Raw genomic sequence first — 18,016 nt, 5'->3', positions numbered from 1 at the left:
TGCGCATCCCCCGCTTCAAGGAACGACAGGAACGTCATGAAGATCGCTCAGTCTCTGCTCGCGCTGGCCGTCGGCCTGCTCGCCGTCGGCGCCCAGGCCGCCGAACCCAAGGTCCGGTTCCGGGTCCACACCGATGCCGCGCCTTCCACGCCGGCGGCCGCCGCGGCGCCAGCCGCCACGGCCGCCGTGAAACCCGCAGCAGCGCCGGCCGCCGCAGCCCCCGCGCTGTCCGCGGCCACGGTCGCCGCCCCCGCCGGCGGCGCGCGCGCGCCCTGGCAGGGCGCGGCGGTGCCGGCCCAATCGGTGCCCGCGGTCTATCTGGCCGAGTGGAAGAAAGCCAAGAACCGCGACCGTTGCGCGCCGCTGGCGCTGGTCGGCGCAGAAAAGGAAGCCGGGCTCAAGGTGCGCCGCGCCAGCTTCTCCGACGGCTGGGCCGTGGCCTACGACGCGCCGGACCAGCGCAGCGCCTTCGGTATCGCCGGCACCGGCCTGGACATCGACGGCAAGGGCTACCGCTTCCCCAACAACCTGAGCTGGTCCGACGGCAGCAAGGTCAGCTACGGCCTGGAGGGCGGGACCGGCCCGGGCTATCTGGGCTATCTGGAAGTCGCCGGGCAGCGCTGCCTGTACAACATCTGGTCCGCGCGCGGGCAGAAGCATCTGGAATCGTTGCTGCTGAGCCTGCGCAAGGTGCAGACGCCGTAACACAGCGACTGCGCTGGCGGCCGGCTCCCGACTGCCGGCCGCCATCCTGGCTGACGCCGCCGGCGCGGCCTCGCATACTGCCCCCACGCGGAACGCAATCCCGCCGCGGCGCATCGCCTGGGGGCACGATGGCTTCGAACCTGTGTGGGAATTGCAAGCGGGCGCTCGATCGCGCCCGCACCTGTCCGAACTGCGGCTGGACCTCGCCCGCCGCGCAGCCGCGCGCGGCGTACTCCAACACTTCCGTACTGCTGTTCGCGCTCGGCGCAGTGGTGCTGGTGATCAGCATTCCGTTTTGCTACGGCGTCTATCAAGGCTATAGCGGATTCAACACCGCGACCGCAGAACGGCGCGAACTGCTGGCTCGGCGGAACGATCGGTTCGTGAGCGACGCGCAGGCGGAGCGACAAGACCGAGCGCCGGCTGCGCCTTCGCCCGCACCGTCGCGCAGCCAAACTCACGCGGCCGGCAACGAGACGGAATTGCAACGCGGCCTCAACGCGATCTATCGCGAAGAAGGCCCGCTCGCGCAGCAAGCGCAAGCGCGGGTGTACGCCCGGATCGACGAGCTGCAACTGGAGCAGGTTCTGGAAGCCAAACGACTGACCAGCCCCGCGGATATCGCCGACGGGCGCGAGCGGCTGCGCCGCTACCGCGAATTGCTCGACGAACTGGTGCGATTGCGCGTGGAGCACCGCGCCATCCTCGGGCAACGGCTGCGCACCCTCGCCGGCGATCTGCCGTCCGGGCAGTTGGTGCTGCAAGGCTTCGAATCGGCGGGGCGCGAGATCTCCGTACTGGAAACCCAGACCGACGACAACCGCCGCGCGATGGCCGATGCCTTCGCCGCGCTGCTGGAGTTCGCCGCCACGCACCAGGACCGCATGACCGCCCAGGGCGATCAACTGGCGTTCTACGAGCAGGCCGATGCCGACGCGTACGGCCGCCTGATCGGCGTGTTGGCATCGACGCAAGAAGTGGAAAGCGCGCTGGCGGAACAGCGCCGGGCGGAGTCCGTCAAATTGCGCGACGCGGCAGCACTGTGATCGCCGAGCAAGCGGCGCAACCGGCGGTTTACTCGGCTTCGCCGGCCAGCACCGCATCGGCGCGCGCATCCGCGCGCGCCCACAGATAGATCATCAACCCGCCCAGCGCCGTCATCGCGCCGACCACGCCGGTCGAGGTCCAGCCGAACCCGGCGTTGATCGCCATGCCGCCCAGCCACGGGCCGAGCGCGTTGGCCATGTTGAAGGCCGAGTGGTTCGACGCGGCCGCCAGCGTCTGCGCCGAGCGCGCCACGTCCATCAGATGCGCCTGCAACACGGTGGCCAGCGCGCCCATCGTCCCGACCGCCAGCACCGCCGGCAGCACCGTCCACACCGAGCGCGCGGCCAGCGGGAACAACAGCAGAATCGCCATCGACCACAGCAAGATCCACGCCGCCGCGCGGAACTGCAGCTTGTCGAACAGCCAGCCGCCGCCGAGCGTGCCGAGGATGCCGCCGATGCCGAAGGCCATCAGCCCGAACGGGATGAAGGATTCGCGCACGCCGGTGACGTGGACGAGGGTCGGCGCCAGATAGGCGAACACGCAGAACATGCCGGCGAAGCCGATCGCGCCGATGCCCAGCGCCAGCCACACCGGCTTGCGGTTGAAGTCGCGCAACTCGCCCAGCACGTCCGGACGCGGCGCGTGCATGCCCGGCGGCAGCACGCGCGCAGTCATCGCCACAGTCGCCAGGGCGATCAGCGACACCAACGCGAACGCCCAGCGCCAGCCGAAGCTCTGGCCGAGCCAGGTCGCCAGCGGGTTGCCGACCAACAGCGCGATCGACAGCCCCAACATCACCCGCCCGACCGCGGTGCCGCGCTGCTCCGGCGGGCTGATGCGTGCGGCCACCAACGCGGCGATGCCGAAGTACGCACCGTGCGGCAAGCCGGCGACGAAGCGCGCCAGCGCGAGCGTGTAGTAGCCCGGCGCGAGCGCGCTGGCCAGATTGCCGACCGCATAGAACCCCATCAGCGCCAGCAGCAGGCTGCGGCGCGGCATTTTCGCGCCGAGGATCGCCAGCGTCGGCGCGCCGACCACCACGCCCAGCGCGTAGGCGCTGATGACATGGCCGACCTGCGGCTCGTCCACGCCCATCGCGCGCGCGATCTCGGTGATCAGCCCCATCACCACGAATTCGCTGGTGCCGATGGCGAAACCGCCCAGGGCCAGGGCGAACAGGATCAGGCCGACCTGGCGCGGGGACAGGACGGGCGCGGGCGCGGTGGCGCCCGGGGCGGTGGGGGTGGCGGGGGTCATGGGGGGATTATTGTGCTTTGCAGCATCTGGCGCCATGACGGGATCGGCCGGGACGGTTCAGCGTCGGCCCGCCGGGGCTAGCGGGCGAACAATTCGGCGTTGAACACGACCAAATGCGGGGAGTCGTCGAAACCGGGCTGACGGTCGGACAGATGCTCGTGGCTGTAGGTCGGCCCCATGCGCTCCATGGTATCGGCCGCATTGCTGAAGAACGCAGCCATGCGGCGCAGCTCGGCCGGGGTCGCCAGCAGGGTGATCTCGGCCAGCTCGATATGACGAATCTCTTCGATGGGCAGGCCTTCATCGCGGTAGCCGGTAATTTTCATGGCGCAACGTCCTGGGAATGCGGTCGATCAACGCGCAGGCTGGCACGCTCGCGCAGGCGCTTCAACACGTCTTGCAGGAAATGGTTCGGTGGCGCCAGCGACAAGGCCTGTCGCGGATCGTCCTGCAACACCACCTGCGTCTGGATTCCGTGCTTGGCGAGTTCCGCGCGAGCGTGACGCAGGCAGCGCCCGGTGCCGGTGAGCCAATCCCTGTTGGCGGCGTCCAACAACCAACGCGCGTCGATCAGCGAGCAGCCCAGGCGCTGATGCAGATGGACGATCGCCCGCTTGTCGCCGGCCGCGCAGTCCGGCCGCAGCACATAGTGAGCGCCGGCCGCGTCGTCGCGGTCGTAAATGTCCTGGATGCTCTCGTGCCAGGTCTCGTAGCTGGGCGTGACGTCCAAACGCCCGCTGGCGACATGGACCAGATACGCGCCGGCGCCCACCAGACAATGGTCCCACCGCCCGTTGACCACGTACTCGTACGAGTTGGCGTGGATCACCCAATACTGGCCGCGCGGATCGAGCTCGCACGCGGCGATGGCGCCGCGCGTTTGGGTGAACCCGGCCAGGACCAGGTCGCAAGCTTCCTGTTGCGTCAACATTCTCGCCTCCGTGAGCTGCATCATAGTCGCCGCCCGGCGCCCTGGCTGCGGGCTTCATCTTCTCCCGCGCCCGCGGCGGTAAGCTCCGCCCCATGCGCATCCTCCTGCTCGAAGACCAAGCCGACCTGCGCGAAGCCGTCGCCGGCCGCCTGCGCGCGCACGGCCACGCCGTCGACGAAGCCGGCGACCTCGCCGAGGCCGAATCCTTCGTGCAGTCCTACGCCTTCGATGCATTGGTGCTCGACCGCACCCTGCCCGACGGCGATGCGCTGGGCGCATTGCAGCGCTGGCGCGAGCGCGGCATCGCCTCGCCGGCGCTGTTCCTGACCGCGCGCGACGCGGTCGCCGACCGCGTGGAAGGCTTCGCCGGCGGCGCCGACGACTATCTGGTCAAACCCTTTTCGATGGACGAGCTGATCGCGCGCATCGGCGCCATCGGCCGGCGCGGCGGCGCGATCCGGCCGAGCACGATCCGCATCGCCGATCTGGAAATCGACCTGGGCCGGCGCGAGGCGCGCCGCGCCGGCATCGCGCTGCCGCTGCGGCCGAAGGAATTCGCGCTGCTGCAATTGCTGGCCGAACGCGCGGGCCAGGCGGTGCCGCGCCAGGACATCCTCGCCGCGTGCTGGGGCGAGGAGCAGCAGCCGGCGTCGAACGCGGAGGAAGTGTTGATCGCTACCTTGCGCCGCAAACTCGGCGAGCCGGCATTGCTGCGCACGGTGCGCGGCTCGGGCTACCTGCTGGATGCGCCCGATGCCGCGCGCGCGTGACCGTCTGCTGCGGCGGCTGCATCTGCGCCTGACCGCGGTGTGGACCGGCGCCTGGCTGCTGTGCGTGGCCGCGCTGTGCGCGGTCGCGATCTTCACCCATGCGCGGCTGACCCAGCTCGATCTGGCCTCCAACCTGCGCTTGCGCGCGACCGCGGTGTACGGGCTGGCGTGGTTCGACGCCGAAGGCCGCTTGCACGACGAGGTGCTGCGCAAGGAGCCCGGCCTGCTCGATGGCGACGCCGACATCTGGGTGATCGGCAACGGCGCGCCGGCGCGAGTGCTGCTGGCGCCGGCGCGGCCGCGCTTCGATCTGGCCGATCCGTTCGCGCTCGCCGACGCGGCGATGAGCGACGGCCCCGAAGGCCTGCGCGAAGGCCGCGACCGCAACGGCCGCGCTTACCTGCTGCAAGGCAAGGAGACTTACGACGATCGCGACCGCCCGGTCGCGACGATCCTGGTATTGGCCGATCCGGCCGCGCGCGACGCCGCGCAAGCCGCGTTCGTGCGCAACACCTTGTTGCTGGCCGCGGCGTTCGCCGCGCTCGGCATCGTGCTCGGCAATGTGTTGTCGCGGCGTTCGCTGCGGCCGGCCATCGCTTCGTTCGAGCAACAGGAACGTTTTCTCGCCGCGGCCGCGCACGAGTTGCGCACGCCGGTGGCGCGCCTGCAGGCGCTGTGCGAGAGCGCGCACGACGGGCGCGAGCCGGCCGAACGCGTGCTGGGCAAGGTCGAGCGCGTCGCCGGGCAGACCGCCGGCCTGGTCGACAAGCTGTTGCTGTTGGCGCGGCTGGACGCGGCGGCCGCGCCGGTGAGCAAGGAGCCGGTGCGGCTTGATCTTCTGGTCGAAGCGGTGATTCCCGAAGACCGCGCCGTCGAGTTCGAGGCCGTCGAATCGGTGATCGAGGCCGATGTGCGCCTGCTGCAGACCGCCGTGCGCAACCTGATCGAGAACGCGCTGGTGCACGCGGCGAAGAGCGGCAGCGCCGAGCCGGTTGTCGTCACCGTCGAAGCCGGCAAAGTGATCGTCGAAGATCGCGGGCCCGGTTTCCCGGCCGAATCGCTCGCGCGCTTGCGCGAACCGTTCGTGTCCGGCCCCGGCAGCCCGGGCAGCGGGCTGGGCTTGTCCATCGTCCAGCACATCGCCGAGCTGCATGGCGGCGAGTTGCGGCTGTTGAACCGGGCCGGCGGGGGCGCTCGCGTGGAGCTGATTTTGAAGGCGCGGATTTAGCGCGGACGCGAAAGCGGCTCGGCCATGAGCCCGCGGGAGCAAGATCAAAATGGATTCCGGCTTTCGCCGGAATGACGGTGGTGGGAATGCCGGACGAGTGGTGGGGATGCCGCACTGGTGGTGGGGATGCCGTGCGGGTGCTGGGAATGCCGTGCGGGGGGTGGGGTTGCCGCATGGGCATCGGGGATGCCGTATGCGCCGAGGGAATGCCGCAGAGCTTGGGGCGGCGCTTGGGGTTGTGGCGCCCCGGCCGGATATCAGCTGGATATCAGGTTCGCTGGATAAGGTGCGTCCCGTTGTCCGGTTCCCCTTTCCCCCGACCCGAAACCCACAGGCCCGCCGCCATGCCCACTCCGAACCTCCCCGCCGCCCGCCCCGCCTGGCTCGCCCTCGCCGCCGGCGCGCTGTTCGCCGCCGCCCTCGCTCACCCCGGCGCGGCCCGCGCCCAGTCCGGCTACATGCCCGACGAGACCGCGCGCCACGACGCCACCTGGCTGCAGTGGCCGCACGCCTATACCTACGGCCGCGCCTACCGCGACCGCCTCGACCCGACCTGGATCGCGATGACCCGCGCCCTGATCGCCAGCGAGCAGGTCAACATCGTCGTCTACGACGCCGGCGAACAGGCGCGCGTGCGCAAGCTGCTCGGCGCCGCCGGCGTGCCGCTGGCGAAGGTGAAGTTCCTGGTCCGCGCCACCGACGACGTGTGGGTGCGCGACAACGGCCCGCTGTTCGTGTTCGACCGCAACGACCGCCTGAGCATCGGCGACTGGGGCTTCAACGGCTGGGGCCTGGACGCGCCGTATCGCAAGGACGACGCCGTGCCGGCCGCGGTCGCGCGCGACCTGGGACTGCCGAGCGTGGACTTGAACGACGTGGTGCTGGAAGGCGGCGCGATCGAAGTCGACGGCCGCGGCGTGCTGATGGCCACGCGCAGCTCCACCCGCGAGCGCAACCGCAACGCCGAACTCAGCGAAGCCGAACTCGAAGCGGTGCTGCGCGACCAGCTCGGCGTCAGCAAGTTCATCTGGCTCGACGGCAAGGACGGCGGCAAGGACGACATCACCGACATGCACATCGACGGCTTCGCCCGCTTCGGCACGCCGGACACCCTCGTCACCATGAGCCGCGCCGACCTGCGCGAATGGGGCCTGTCGGCCAGCGATATCGACCGCCTGTACCGCGCCAGCGACGTCGACGGCAAACCGTACCGCTTCGTGCAGTTGCCGCTGACCGCGAACGATGTGGTGACGACGTATGGCTACGAGCTGGGCTACAAGGGTTCCTACGTCAACTTCTACGTCGGCAACACCGTGGTGCTGATGCCCGAGTACAAGGATCCCAACGACGCGGTGGCCAAGGCGATCCTGCAACGCGCCTTCCCGGGCCGCACGGTGGTGGGCATCGACGTGCGCAACCTGTACCGCAACGGCGGCATGGTCCATTGCGTGACCCAGCAGCAGCCGGCGGCGTTGTAAGCCGCGGCGCGGATGAGGAGCGGTGCGGTGCGGTGCAGTGCAGTGCAGTGCAGTGCAGTGCAGTGCGCATCGATGATGATGCGAAAACCGCCATCGACGCTACCGCTCCTCTTCCGCGCCCTCTCCTACCGTCATTCCCGCGAAAGCGGGAATCCAGGGCTCCATCGCGACATAACTCCGAAACCTCGGGATTTTTCTTCCTCTGAGATTAAAGACCAGAGAGATGGCGCTTAAGTCTCTGGATTCCCGCGTTCGCGGGAATGACGGAATGTAGACGACGCCGAAACGGTCGTTTTTTCGCAGAACAGCTTCAATGCCACTGGATTTCCGCGTTCGCGGGAATGACGGGGGTAGGGACAGCGGCGAAATCCCTGGATTGTTACAGCCAAATTGCAACCGCCATCCGGTCGGCACGCCGACGAATGGCACAGGCGCACCGACACCGCCGACCGCTTAGATGCGAGCGCCGCAACGATCCGCAAGGAAGCCGATGTCCACGCCGCACCTGCTCAACATCGCCCTGCACGTGCTGGCCGGGACGATCGCGATGGCCATCGGCTGCTACCAGCTCGGCAACGCCAAGGGCGGCGATGCGCACCGTCGCTGGGGCCGGCGTTTCTGCTACGCCGGCTTCGTGGTCTGCGCGTCCGCTGCCGCGGGCCTGGCCGCATTCCGGTTCCTGCCGAACTTCGCCGTGCTGACGGTGCTGGTGCTGTATCAGTTGGTCGGCGGCTGGCGCTCGGCGCGCACGCGCGAGCGCGGGCCGCAGGCGGCCGACGCCGCCTGGACTATCGCCGCCGTCGCCGTCGCGGCCTGGCTGGCGCCGATCGTGCTGCGCGCGGGCGGCAACGTCCTGGTGTATTCCTCGCTCGGCGCGCTCGCCACGCTCATCGTCTACGACACCGCGCGCTGGTGCTTCCCGCGCCGCTGGTTCGGCACGCTGTGGCGCTACGACCACAGTTACAAGCTCATCGCCTCGCTGTTCGGGATGCTGTCGGCGCTGGTCGGCAATGTGGTGCGCTTCGGCCAGCCGTGGTCGCAGATCGTGCCGTCCGCACTGGGCCTGGCGACCGTGGCGTTTTTCTTCGCCCAGCTGTACCGCCAGGACGCCGCGCGGCGCGCGGCGCGGCCGCCGGCCTGAGCCGCGGATCAGACGGCGAACCGCACGGATCAGGCGCGCTGCAATAGACTGACGCCCGCGTCCTCGCTCAGGCGTTGGGCCGGGTAATGCACCAGCCCGGCCGCTTCGGCCCGCACCACGCAGCCCTCGCCCAGGTACGCCCACTCGTCGGCGAAGTAACCCTGCACAGCGGTCTGCGCGTCGATCAAGACCACCACCTGGCAAACATCGCCGTCGCCGAAACTGGCAACGTCGCCCAACTGCACGTCCTGCCCGTCGTGATAACGCATCGTGGCCATGCTCGGCTCCGCTGAGAACGTCCGCCGCGGCCTCGGGTGCCGCGGCGGACGTCAGCTTATCGCCGCCCGATCGATTCGGAGCGTCGCCTGGTTGGCAAAACTCCACGCGCGACCGGCGTCGGGCGGCGCGGCACAGCCGCCTGCGGCCTCACTCGGCGTTTTGCCAATCCTGCAACGCGCCGGACACGGCGCCCGAGGCCGCGCCGGCCGCCGGGCCCGCGGCCGGTGCGGTGGCGGGGAACGACCCGACCAGGGCCGCGGTCGCCGCGTCGGCGACCACGGTGGCGACCACGCGCACCACCACCTTCAACCACTTCGGCCAGCGCGCAGCGGCATTGCCGGACTCGCGCGCGGAGTAATACGGCGTCCAGAATTCCAGCGAGTGGCGCGCGGTGCTCAGCGAACCCAGGATCGCGCGCGCGCCGGTGCTCTTGTCGCCGAGCTGCGCCAGCGCCTGCGTTTCCAGTTCGGCCAGGGCCTTGTCGATCTCCTCCGGCGACTGCGCCTGCGGCGACAGCGCCGCATCGATGCGGTCGACGAAGGCGTACTCGGCGGCGGTGAACTGCGCGCGATACGGCGCCAGCCGCTCGCGGTAGGTGGACGTGGTGTCCTTCGGCATGAACGGCTGATAGGTGCGGATGAAGTCGTCGACCGAACCCTCCGGGCGATAGCCGCAGCGATCGACCAGCCGCTTGAGGGTCGGCATCTTGCCTTCGTCGGCCATCAGGCAGCCCAGGTAGGCGTTGTGTTCCACGCCCACCTTGTCCATCGGATTGGCGGCCCAGGCCGGCGAAGCGAAGCCGGCGGCGAGCGCCAGCGCGAGCGCGATGCGGTGCGTCTTGTTCATGGAAACGTCCTCTGCGTGAAAGTGCGGTGGGATGCGGACCGCAGTCGAGAGCCGATGCGGCACGGCCAGAGAGCCACGGCCGCAGCGGCGCTGACGAGGACGTTGTCGGGACGGTTCCGGGCAGGCGGGCAGGAAAAGTCAGGCCGATCCCGGGAATAAATCGACGCGGATGTGATGCAAGGCGCGGACCGCGCCGGATCGGCGTCAAGCTTCGGCGAGGACGCGCGAACGCACGGCGGCGCGCGATCCGGGCGCGATGCCGGCCGCGCGCGGCGCGGCCGGCGGCCCATCGCTCACGGTTGGCACTGGCCGGCGAATTTCCCGGCGCTCTGCACGAAGCGCTGTTCGTCGTCGTCGGCCGCCGCGGCCGGATGATCGACCCACTGCGCCCGCCAGATCTGGTTCGCGCCGCCGTTCCACGAGAAGGAAATCACCGGATTGCCCTCGCCGGTGCCCGACTCGCTGATGTCCACCACCGCGCCGTGGTACGGGTCGTTGAGCGCGAACCAGCATTGCTCGACGAAATCCACCGCGAACTCCGGCGGAGCGATATGGTCGCCGTCCTGCGGCTGGGTCAGCTGCTCCAGCACCAGTTGATCGCTGGCGGTGCCTTCCCACGACAGGTACTGGCTGGTGTCGCCGTCCCAGGCCAGGCTGAAAGCGCTGCGGCCGAGCGCGTTGACCCGCATCAGCGTCTGCCCGCCGCTGCCGGCCGACAGGCGATGCACCGCGGCGACCGACCAGCCGGACGAATCCGGCGTCGGCGGGAACACGCCCAGCGCCACGTCCGGATCCAGGTAGGAGATCAGGCGGATGCGCTTGTTGCCGGAAAATTCGTCGATGCTGGTGAGATTGCCGTAAGCGTCCATCGCGGGGCCCCTGTGCGCGGCGGAGTGCCGCCACCGTTCAACGCGGGGCCCGCGGCGGACAGGCCAGCCGCGGCGAACGGCGGGTTCGGCATCCCTGCGCGAACCCGCCCCGAGCTATCGGCGCGATGCGGCGGCCGCTCGTCCACCGACGCACCGACGCCCGGACAGCGCGCGGCTTACAGCTCCTTGGCCACGATCCCCGATGCCGCACCGGCGGCCGGGCCGGCCGCCGGCGCGGTCACCGGATTGGAGCCCAGCAGCGCGCCGACCGCAGCGTCGGTGGCGACGGTGGCCACGACCTTGATCACCACCCGCAGCCATTTCGGCAATTTCGCGTGCGAGTCTTCCAGGCGATCGATGTAGTACGGCGTCCAGAACTGCAGCGAATGCCGCGCCACGCTCAGCGAGGCCAGGATGCCGCGCGCGCCCTGCGACTTGTCGCCCAACTGCGCCAGCGCCTGCGCTTCCAACGCCGCCAGCGCCCGGTCGATTTCTTCCGGCGACTGCGCCTGCGGCGACAGCGCGGCTTCGATGCGCTTGACGAAGGCGTACTCGCCCGCGGTGAACTGGCTGCGGTACGGCTCGATGCGCTGGCTGTAGCTCAGGCTCGCGCTGGTCGGCATGTACGGTTGGAAGGTCTTGATGAAATCCTCCACCGAACCCTGCGGCCGGTAGCCGCAACGGCTGACCAGCAGTTGCAGCGACGGCGGCTGCGACGCGTCGGCCATCAGGCAGCCCAGGTAGGCGTTGTGCTCGACGCCGACGTTGTCGAGCGGATTGCCGGCCGCCGCGGCCGAGGAACTGAAGCCGGCGGCGGCGAGCGCGAGAACCAGGGTGGCCGACAGGCCGAGGCGATGCTTGGCGATCATGACGGGATCCTTTGCGAAGTCGTTCGGGTTGAGGGGAAAGCCGCATCCGCGTCCTGCGCAACCGGTGCGGTGCCGGCACAGTGGCCACCGCCGCGGCGGCAAAGCGAGGAAGGATTGGGGAGGTTTTGGGGAAGCACGCGGAACGCGGCGGGCGTTATCGGGAACGCTTCGCGCAAGCTGTGAACGGCGGCCGCGGCGACGACGACGCGCGTCAATATTCATTTTTGGCGACAGACTCAGCGCATCTGGCTATCCTCGCCGCTCAGGGCCGCCCCGACGCTCGCGCGCCGGCCGCGGCCACGGACCGGCGCCGCCGCGCCGGCATGAACCGGGAGACTTCCATGCGCCATCGCTTGCGTATCGCCGCCCACGGACTGAACCTGGCGCTCGCTTTCGCCGCCGCCGGCGCCTGCGCGCAGACGCCGTCCGCCCGCAGCGACGCCGCGCCCACGCGCAACGAAGTCGATCACCGGTCGTTCTATCAACGCCTCGCCGACGCGCACGCGCTCGCCCGCGACGGCCAGCCGCAGCAGGCCGGCAACGCCTTCGCCGAATTGATGGCGCAGCCGCCGTTCGCCGTGCTGCCCGACGCCGAGCGTCGCGCCGCCCTGGCCGCGGCCGGCGAAAGCGCCATCGCCCGCGACGACTTGCCGCTCGCCGCCGAGCTGTATCGCCTGGCCGCGCAAGCCGACGGCACAGCGGATGAGTGGTACCGGCTGGCGCTGATCGAATTCGACCGCCAGCGCCCGGACGCCGCCGCACAGGCCATGATCCACCTCGTCGAGCACTGGCCGGAAACCCTGCCGCGGCTCAACGAAACCGTGCTGTTCCAACTGCAGTACCGGCTCGAGCCCGCGTCCGACACGCGCCTGGCCCTGCTGCACGCGCTGTTCGACGCCAACTGGACCAGCCGCACCAGCGACCTCAGCGCGATCTGGCTCAACCTCACCCAGATGCTGGTCGAACGCGGCCACCTCGACGACGCGCGCGTGGCGGCGCGGCGCATCCACGGCCCGCTGCAACTGGTGGCGCTGCGCAGCGACAAGCGCTTCGACTTCATGGTGCGCAGCGACAGCCCGACCTTCGACGTCGACAACGCCGCGCGCCGCCTGGTCGAGACCTTGCGCGAAAAAGCCGAACTGGCGCCGCGCAGCCTCGACGCGCGCAGCCAGCTCAGCTACGCGCTGCTGATCGCCGGCCGCGACGCCGACGTGCTGGCGCTCAACGACGAGGTGAAGCGGCGCATCGCCGGCGCGCCGGCCGACCAAGCGCCGTACGACGACCTCGACGAACGAGTCTGGGTGATGAACAACGCCGCCATCGCCCTGCGCCGCAGCGGCCGCATCGACGAGGCCCTGGCCGAACTCGACCGCGCCAGCCGGCTGAGCGAGCAAGGCTCGGTCAACGTCAGCCAGACCCTCAACCTCGCCACCACGTACTGCAGCCTCGACCGCCCCGACGACGCGCTGGCCACGCTGGCGCGCACCGGCGACAGTGTCACCGGCTACGCGCGCCTGATCGTCCACGGCGTGCGCCTGTGCGCCGCCACCGCCAAGGGCGAACGCGCGGTGGCGCAAAAAGCCCTGGACTACCTGCGCGAACACCGCAGCGAGGGCCAGCAGGTCTACCTGGAAGCGCTGCTGCGCACGCAGCGCCTGGACGACGCCGCCCGGCTCGTGGCCGAACTGATGGCGTCCAGCACCGATCGCCTGGAAACGCTGAGCTGGCTGCAGGACTACCGGCGCGCCGACGCGCTGCCCGGCGATGTCGCGTTGCGCAAGGCGCGCGCCGAGTTGCTCGCGCGCGAGGACGCGCAGGCGGCCATCGCATCGGTCGGGCGCATCGAGCGGTATGCGATTTATGGCTCGGGTGAGATGGACTGAGGCGCCGCGTTCCATCGCAGCGCAGCGCACGATGCGTTCGTGCGCCAGCACATCGCAGCAGCGGTCGACCCGTCAGAAGTATCGACCGCTCCCGGCAACGCTCACTGAGCCGGGCGCGCGGAAGAAACATCGCTCCGCCACGCGCCCGATCCGCAACGCGCGGCGCCTCAACCCCGCCGCGCCGCCTCGATCTTGGCGATATCGATCTTGCCCATCTGCATCATCGCGTCGAACGCGCGCTTGGCCGCGGCGCGGTCCGGATCGGTGAAGGCTTCGAGCAGCGCGCGCGGCGTGATCTGCCACGACAGCCCCCACTTGTCCTTGCACCAACCGCAAGCGCTTTCCTTGCCGCCGTTGCCGACGATGGCGTCCCACAAACGATCGGTCTCGGCCTGGTCGTCGGTGGCGATCTGGAACGAAAACGCCTCGTCGTGCTTGAACGCCGGCCCGCCGTTCAAGCCCACGCAGGGAATGCCCGCCACGGTGAACTCCACCGTCAACACATCGCCCTGATGGCCGTCGGGATAATCGCCGGGCGCATGATGCACCGCGGTCACCGCGCTGTCCGGAAACGTCTTCGCATAGAACTCGGCCGCTTCCAGCGCGGTGCCGTCGTACCACAGACACACGGTGTTCTTCGCGATCATCGCCGCTCTCCTGCCGTAAGGATGGAACCTGCGTAGGTACCGCATGCACCGACAGCGGCGCTAGTGCCGAAGCAACCGAAATCGCCATGACACCGCCACGCGCGCACGGCCGGCAGCGAATCACATCGATGAACGGGGCCCCGCGTCACACCCCGCACGGCCGCCGAGCGGACGCGCCCACTCAGTCTTCCAGACCCCGCGGCAACGCCAGACCCGCCGAACCGGCCACCACCTTGCGCACGCTGGAGACCGCCGCGGACGACAACGTCCCTTTGACCACGAACGCCGGCGTATTGCCGCCGATATCGGTCAGCGAGGCGTACACCAAGCGCGTTCCCGCGGCCGTCGGCGTCATCAGCCACTCCCCGCGCGAACGCAGCGCGATGCAATCCGCAGGCGGCTTCGCCTCGGCCCCGTCCAACGACGCGAACTTCACCCGGATCGCCCCACCGGCCAAGGCCTCGCGCTCGAAGCGCATCGAATAACAACGATCCGCCGCCACCGGCGCGCTGAGCACGTCCGACCACACCGCCACCTCCGGCGAGCGCTGGAGGAAACTGCGGCGGATGCTCTTGTTCTTCGCGTCGAGGTACTTGCCAAGCAGAAAATCCGCGACCGCATCGGGCGAGACCTTCACCGACGTGCTGACCCGCAGCTCATCGAAGCGCTCGCCGGGGATGCGGCGGGCTTCCAGGTGGATGCCGCCTTCGTTGCTGAGGGTGCGCCAAGGCGCGGCCTGCGCGCTGGCTGCCAGCGGCCAGACGATCGCCACGCACAGCAGCGCCGCCGCGCAACCTGCCGAGACGCTGCGGACAACGGGATACCGGCCCTGGGCTGGAATACGGATCGACGCCATGGCTCGTCTCCTGGCACGGGGGCCGTTAGCCGGATTCGATGCGATGGGTGTGACAGGGGCAAGACACCGGCTTATCGGATGGGTGTCGTTCTGGCCGGCCCCTGTCGTACGGGACGTCGTGGCCACACTCGAATGATTGGTATCAAACGGCTGCGGCGCAGTGGGGTTGCGGGAATTTCCCAAAATCCACCTGTAAGCGAGGCCGTAGACTCAGTCCGCACTGTGGACGGAAATGGATTCCAGGCAAGTCTTTTCGGCCTCACCCTCGCGCGGTGCAGGCATTGCCCATTCACGGATGACGACGTACACCTTTCCTCGACTCAGCGAGTAGTTCTCCAGTTGCCCTATCTCGCCGTATTCGGGTCCGCCCACGAACCCGGCCCGTTTCAGTTCGGCAAGGGCATCGTTCAATCCGACCTCGCACACCGCGCCCGCATCGCTACCTCGCTGATCGTTCGCGAAGTCCAGACTGAAGGTCGTGCGCTTCGGCCGATCGGACTTCAGCAGATCGACCCCATATGACCAGCCGCTGTCGGGAAGAACGATGCGGAAGGCGTAGCCGCCGGAGGCGGTCCGCTTCATTGGAAAACCCAGTCCTCGGGACGCATCGGCCGGAGACAGATCTGAAACGCTGTTCAGAGACGCCAAGTATCCGAGAAATCTACGAGACACCGCACCGGGCGTCAGATCGGGATACTCAGTCGGAGAATTCGGCTTGAAAGCGTCGTTGAACGCCGCAGCCTGATGCTCTTTGTTGGATACAGGATGCAAAAACTTCGGCTCGTGCGCGCACGCACCGGCCAGTACGAGGAGAGTTCCTGTCAGCGCACATCGAACTATGCAGCCGATCCTGAAGCGCACCCCGCTTCCGCAGAACGACCAAAGCCTCGACCGCGTGAGGCCACCGCGAACCGCTCCGAAGCCACCCGCTGAGCACTCGTGACATCCATGTAAGCGAAACCGAAAGTTGCGCATTCCAAGCCCCGCTGACGTCTTGCAGATGGCGCAAGCATAAGCGAGCTCTCAGGCAGACATCAGCGCCCCTTGAGTTCGGCTAAACGGCAATGCAAGGGACGATCTCAAAATGCGTGTTTTCGACGCGTATGCATGACGACGACAAAACGCAGAAAGCGAGACCGCGCAGCTTAATGTCCCGCGCTTCTCGGACCGAGGTTCTTGGCTGGAAGATCAACATCGTTGTCTTCGATGAATTTCCGTGCCTTCTGGACGTCCACCAACCGGATCTCCGTCAGGCACTTTTCGCCGGCGGCGAATCGTCCAAGATTCACTTCCACTCCCATCCCGATCGCCGACCGCGTGTCGTAGTTGGGTCCCTCGGCGTACGGGTAGCTGACCGCCGCCACCGGTTGCGCGCCGGTAATGGCGGCAGCCCTGTCCAGAGGGAAGCAAGGTATCTGGGCCACCGCGATACCGAGTACACCGGCATTCGTGTAGTCGACGATAGCGCTCAGGCGATAGCCATCGGCAAGCGTCAGCCCGTCCTTGGTCACGATATCGCCGGCCAGGGTTCCCGGCTGTTTCGGATAGCCCGCCTGCTTGAACAAATCCGTCGTCACTTGGAGCAATCCACCCGGACCTTGTGCCAACGGCTGCTTGAGAATGCGCTCCAGCGTCATCGATTGAGTGACCGCAGATGATGTGTCAGTGCGCTCGGCCCGGGGTTGACCTGAAGAACACGCGCTACCGGCTGCGACCATGGCTATGATCGCAATTAACCTGGCGTGCGATCGGGGGCTTTCCTTGATATCCATGATCTCTCCGTTTCTCTTCCAGGCCGTGAGCGAAACCGGTGTCGCGATATCTTTCAGACAGGAGCTGTAGCGATGACGTCAACGACTGACGACCCTCAGGCTCACGCCGACAACAAAAATTTCCTCAACCGTACTTCGCAATTTGACCAGCTTCCGGAACGGGTGCGTACTTGGGTCAACGATTCCCCGATGGCCAGCGGGCAGTTCGCACAATTCTTCCGCGATGGCGGCGCCATCAAACCGGAAGCGGCCGAGCCCTTGGCATCCTACCGGGAACGCACTCCGCCCGAAATCGCGATCAATCCAAGCTACTACCCGCTCGTCAACCTCAGCGGCAAGAGCACGGAGCTCCAGGAGGCCCGGCTGTTCGCCATGATGGCCCACGAAATCGGCCATCACGCCATCAACAGCCGCAGCCATCCGTTCACCGGGACCACACGGGAAGAGAACGTCCAGTACCGCGCTGAACACGAGGCGCGAACGATGCTGAATGCGTTCAAAATCTTCGACGAACTCCGCGAGAAAGATCCAAGCTACCGCCCCCGCTACGACAGCATCGGCTACGGGTCCGACCTGCAAATGGCGGTGACGTACCAGAACTGGACGAAACACCGGGACGAGAAGGCCACCGTCAGCGAGCTGGCCGGCATAGTGCTCGCTACAAGGGACTCCAGGACCACGCAAGGCCTCGACAATGTCCCGGATTACAACGGCGACGGTGCCGTTAACAACGCGGAACGCTTCAGACGCGACTGGGATCGTAGTCAGGAGCTGAAGAACAACGGGCCGCGCGTCCCGGACGCCCCTGCCGAACCGGAGCGGCCCTCCGAATCCCCAACACCTGATCGGCGTCGCCGGCCCGATGGCGTCGGCATAAGCGATGCCGACGGCGCGTACCTGGCCGGGATACGCGACAAAACCGAAACCGCGTTCGTGCAAAGCGGCAGCCCGCGCTCCGAGTCGGAGATCGACAGCATTGCTGCGTGCCTGGCTGCCCAGTCGAAACAGGCCGGGTTGGGGCAAGTGGACCATGTTGTCGTCAGTCGCCACGCCGATGGCGCCGTTGGGCGCAACGTCTTCGCGGTCGAGGGGAAACTGGATGATCCCGCCTGCCGGCGCGCTCATGTGGCCGTTGCCGAGGCTATCGCGACCTCGCCCGAAGTAGCGCTGAAGCAGTTCGAAGCTGTTAGTTTGAACGCCATACAGCGCGCTGTACCCGCTGAGAACTTGGTTCAGGGGCAAAACGAGCGCACTCCCTTGAGGCAGATGTGAGCGTGCGCCAGGGGGCGGACTATACCGCGGCGGCCGGCGGCCCTGCCGCCGCGGCGGCCAGCAGGGCCGCGGTATAGCGCGCTGGGTTGTCACGGGCAGCGAGATGCCGGCCAGTAGCCGGAGTGCCGATCGACGCCATGGCTCGTCTCCCGGCAGCGGGGCC

The 18,016-nt window shown here is 68.4% G+C and carries 19 protein-coding genes; 8 read left to right on the top strand and 11 right to left on the bottom strand.

The window, feature by feature from the left end:
• Positions 1-36 precede the first annotated feature (36 nt).
• Together BLU84_RS27435 and BLU84_RS00220 are read left to right on the top strand one after the other, a co-directional pair.
• The gene (locus BLU84_RS27435; RefSeq protein ID WP_074861598.1) at positions 37-705 is read left to right on the top strand and encodes a hypothetical protein; all 669 of its coding nucleotides are present in this window, start codon (positions 37-39) and stop codon (positions 703-705) included.
• Positions 706-833: 128 nt separating this feature from the next.
• On the top strand, positions 834-1,751 hold the full coding sequence (locus BLU84_RS00220) for a hypothetical protein (protein WP_074861597.1): 918 nt from the start codon (positions 834-836) through the stop codon (positions 1,749-1,751).
• A 28-nt stretch (positions 1,752-1,779) separates the two neighbouring features.
• Here BLU84_RS00220 and BLU84_RS00215 read toward each other — a convergent pair whose 3' ends face one another.
• The 3 genes from BLU84_RS00215 to BLU84_RS00205 all read right to left on the bottom strand — a co-directional run bounded on the left by BLU84_RS00215 (position 1,780) and on the right by BLU84_RS00205 (position 3,943).
• On the bottom strand, positions 1,780-3,012 hold the full coding sequence (locus BLU84_RS00215) for an MFS transporter (RefSeq protein WP_074861596.1): 1,233 nt from the start codon (positions 3,010-3,012) through the stop codon (positions 1,780-1,782).
• Between the two features lie 77 nt (positions 3,013-3,089).
• Positions 3,090-3,338, bottom strand: coding sequence for an Imm32 family immunity protein (locus BLU84_RS00210; RefSeq protein ID WP_074861595.1), 249 nt, complete (start codon positions 3,336-3,338; stop codon positions 3,090-3,092).
• Positions 3,335-3,943 carry a hypothetical protein gene (locus BLU84_RS00205; protein ID WP_074861594.1) on the bottom strand — a complete coding sequence of 203 codons (609 nt, stop codon included), beginning with the start codon at positions 3,941-3,943 and terminating at the stop codon, positions 3,335-3,337. The genes BLU84_RS00210 and BLU84_RS00205 overlap by 4 nt, the downstream gene beginning before the upstream one ends.
• A gap of 92 nt (positions 3,944-4,035) precedes the next feature.
• Here BLU84_RS00205 and BLU84_RS00200 point away from each other — a divergent pair, with 92 nt between their 5' ends.
• The 4 genes from BLU84_RS00200 to BLU84_RS00185 all read left to right on the top strand — a co-directional run bounded on the left by BLU84_RS00200 (position 4,036) and on the right by BLU84_RS00185 (position 8,560).
• Positions 4,036-4,713 (top strand): winged helix-turn-helix domain-containing protein, encoded by a 678-nt coding sequence (locus BLU84_RS00200; protein WP_074861593.1) that lies wholly within the window; start codon positions 4,036-4,038, stop codon positions 4,711-4,713.
• The gene (locus tag BLU84_RS00195) at positions 4,697-5,941 is read left to right on the top strand and encodes a sensor histidine kinase (RefSeq protein WP_139174489.1); all 1,245 of its coding nucleotides are present in this window, start codon (positions 4,697-4,699) and stop codon (positions 5,939-5,941) included. The genes BLU84_RS00200 and BLU84_RS00195 overlap by 17 nt, the downstream gene beginning before the upstream one ends.
• Before the next feature lie 344 nt (positions 5,942-6,285).
• The gene (locus tag BLU84_RS00190) at positions 6,286-7,419 is read left to right on the top strand and encodes an agmatine deiminase family protein (protein WP_211664489.1); all 1,134 of its coding nucleotides are present in this window, start codon (positions 6,286-6,288) and stop codon (positions 7,417-7,419) included.
• Positions 7,420-7,909: 490 nt separating this feature from the next.
• Complete coding sequence (locus BLU84_RS00185; RefSeq protein WP_074861591.1) at positions 7,910-8,560, top strand: DUF2306 domain-containing protein; 651 nt, start codon at positions 7,910-7,912, stop codon at positions 8,558-8,560.
• Between the two features lie 29 nt (positions 8,561-8,589).
• On the opposite strand, the gene BLU84_RS00180 is transcribed toward BLU84_RS00185, so the two are convergent.
• The 4 genes from BLU84_RS00180 to BLU84_RS00165 form a co-directional block, all read right to left on the bottom strand.
• Positions 8,590-8,838: a hypothetical protein gene (locus BLU84_RS00180; protein ID WP_074861590.1), complete on the bottom strand. Its 249-nt coding sequence runs from the start codon at positions 8,836-8,838 to the stop codon at positions 8,590-8,592.
• A 148-nt stretch (positions 8,839-8,986) separates the two neighbouring features.
• Entirely contained in the window at positions 8,987-9,685 is a 699-nt protein-coding gene (locus tag BLU84_RS00175) for a hypothetical protein (protein WP_074861589.1), read from the bottom strand.
• 293 nt (positions 9,686-9,978) lie between these two features.
• Complete coding sequence (locus tag BLU84_RS00170) at positions 9,979-10,554, bottom strand: hypothetical protein (RefSeq protein ID WP_074861588.1); 576 nt, start codon at positions 10,552-10,554, stop codon at positions 9,979-9,981.
• Positions 10,555-10,730: 176 nt separating this feature from the next.
• A complete protein-coding gene (locus tag BLU84_RS00165) occupies positions 10,731-11,423 on the bottom strand; it encodes a hypothetical protein (protein ID WP_074861587.1) in 693 nt (230 codons plus the stop codon).
• A 341-nt stretch (positions 11,424-11,764) separates the two neighbouring features.
• Here BLU84_RS00165 and BLU84_RS00160 point away from each other — a divergent pair, with 341 nt between their 5' ends.
• Positions 11,765-13,306: a tetratricopeptide repeat protein gene (locus BLU84_RS00160; protein ID WP_074861586.1), complete on the top strand. Its 1,542-nt coding sequence runs from the start codon at positions 11,765-11,767 to the stop codon at positions 13,304-13,306.
• Between the two features lie 167 nt (positions 13,307-13,473).
• Here BLU84_RS00160 and BLU84_RS00155 read toward each other — a convergent pair whose 3' ends face one another.
• The 4 genes from BLU84_RS00155 to BLU84_RS00140 all read right to left on the bottom strand — a co-directional run bounded on the left by BLU84_RS00155 (position 13,474) and on the right by BLU84_RS00140 (position 16,581).
• Positions 13,474-13,953 (bottom strand): VOC family protein, encoded by a 480-nt coding sequence (locus BLU84_RS00155; protein ID WP_074861585.1) that lies wholly within the window; start codon positions 13,951-13,953, stop codon positions 13,474-13,476.
• A gap of 181 nt (positions 13,954-14,134) precedes the next feature.
• Positions 14,135-14,809: an SRPBCC family protein gene (locus BLU84_RS00150; protein ID WP_139174486.1), complete on the bottom strand. Its 675-nt coding sequence runs from the start codon at positions 14,807-14,809 to the stop codon at positions 14,135-14,137.
• 210 nt (positions 14,810-15,019) lie between these two features.
• Complete coding sequence (locus tag BLU84_RS00145; RefSeq protein WP_139174479.1) at positions 15,020-15,580, bottom strand: hypothetical protein; 561 nt, start codon at positions 15,578-15,580, stop codon at positions 15,020-15,022.
• A gap of 374 nt (positions 15,581-15,954) precedes the next feature.
• The gene (locus BLU84_RS00140) at positions 15,955-16,581 is read right to left on the bottom strand and encodes a hypothetical protein (protein ID WP_139174477.1); all 627 of its coding nucleotides are present in this window, start codon (positions 16,579-16,581) and stop codon (positions 15,955-15,957) included.
• Between the two features lie 72 nt (positions 16,582-16,653).
• Between BLU84_RS00140 and BLU84_RS00135 the strand changes: the two genes are divergently transcribed.
• Positions 16,654-17,853: an XVIPCD domain-containing protein gene (locus BLU84_RS00135; RefSeq protein ID WP_139174475.1), complete on the top strand. Its 1,200-nt coding sequence runs from the start codon at positions 16,654-16,656 to the stop codon at positions 17,851-17,853.
• The last annotated feature ends 163 nt before the right edge of the window (positions 17,854-18,016 follow it).

Origin of the sequence: Lysobacter enzymogenes (assembly GCF_900106525.1) — a bacterium.
In the GTDB taxonomy this organism is placed as follows: domain Bacteria; phylum Pseudomonadota; class Gammaproteobacteria; order Xanthomonadales; family Xanthomonadaceae; genus Lysobacter; species Lysobacter enzymogenes.
The sequence above is the reverse complement of the archived record's forward strand: the minus strand, read 5'-3'. Positions and strand labels throughout refer to the sequence as shown.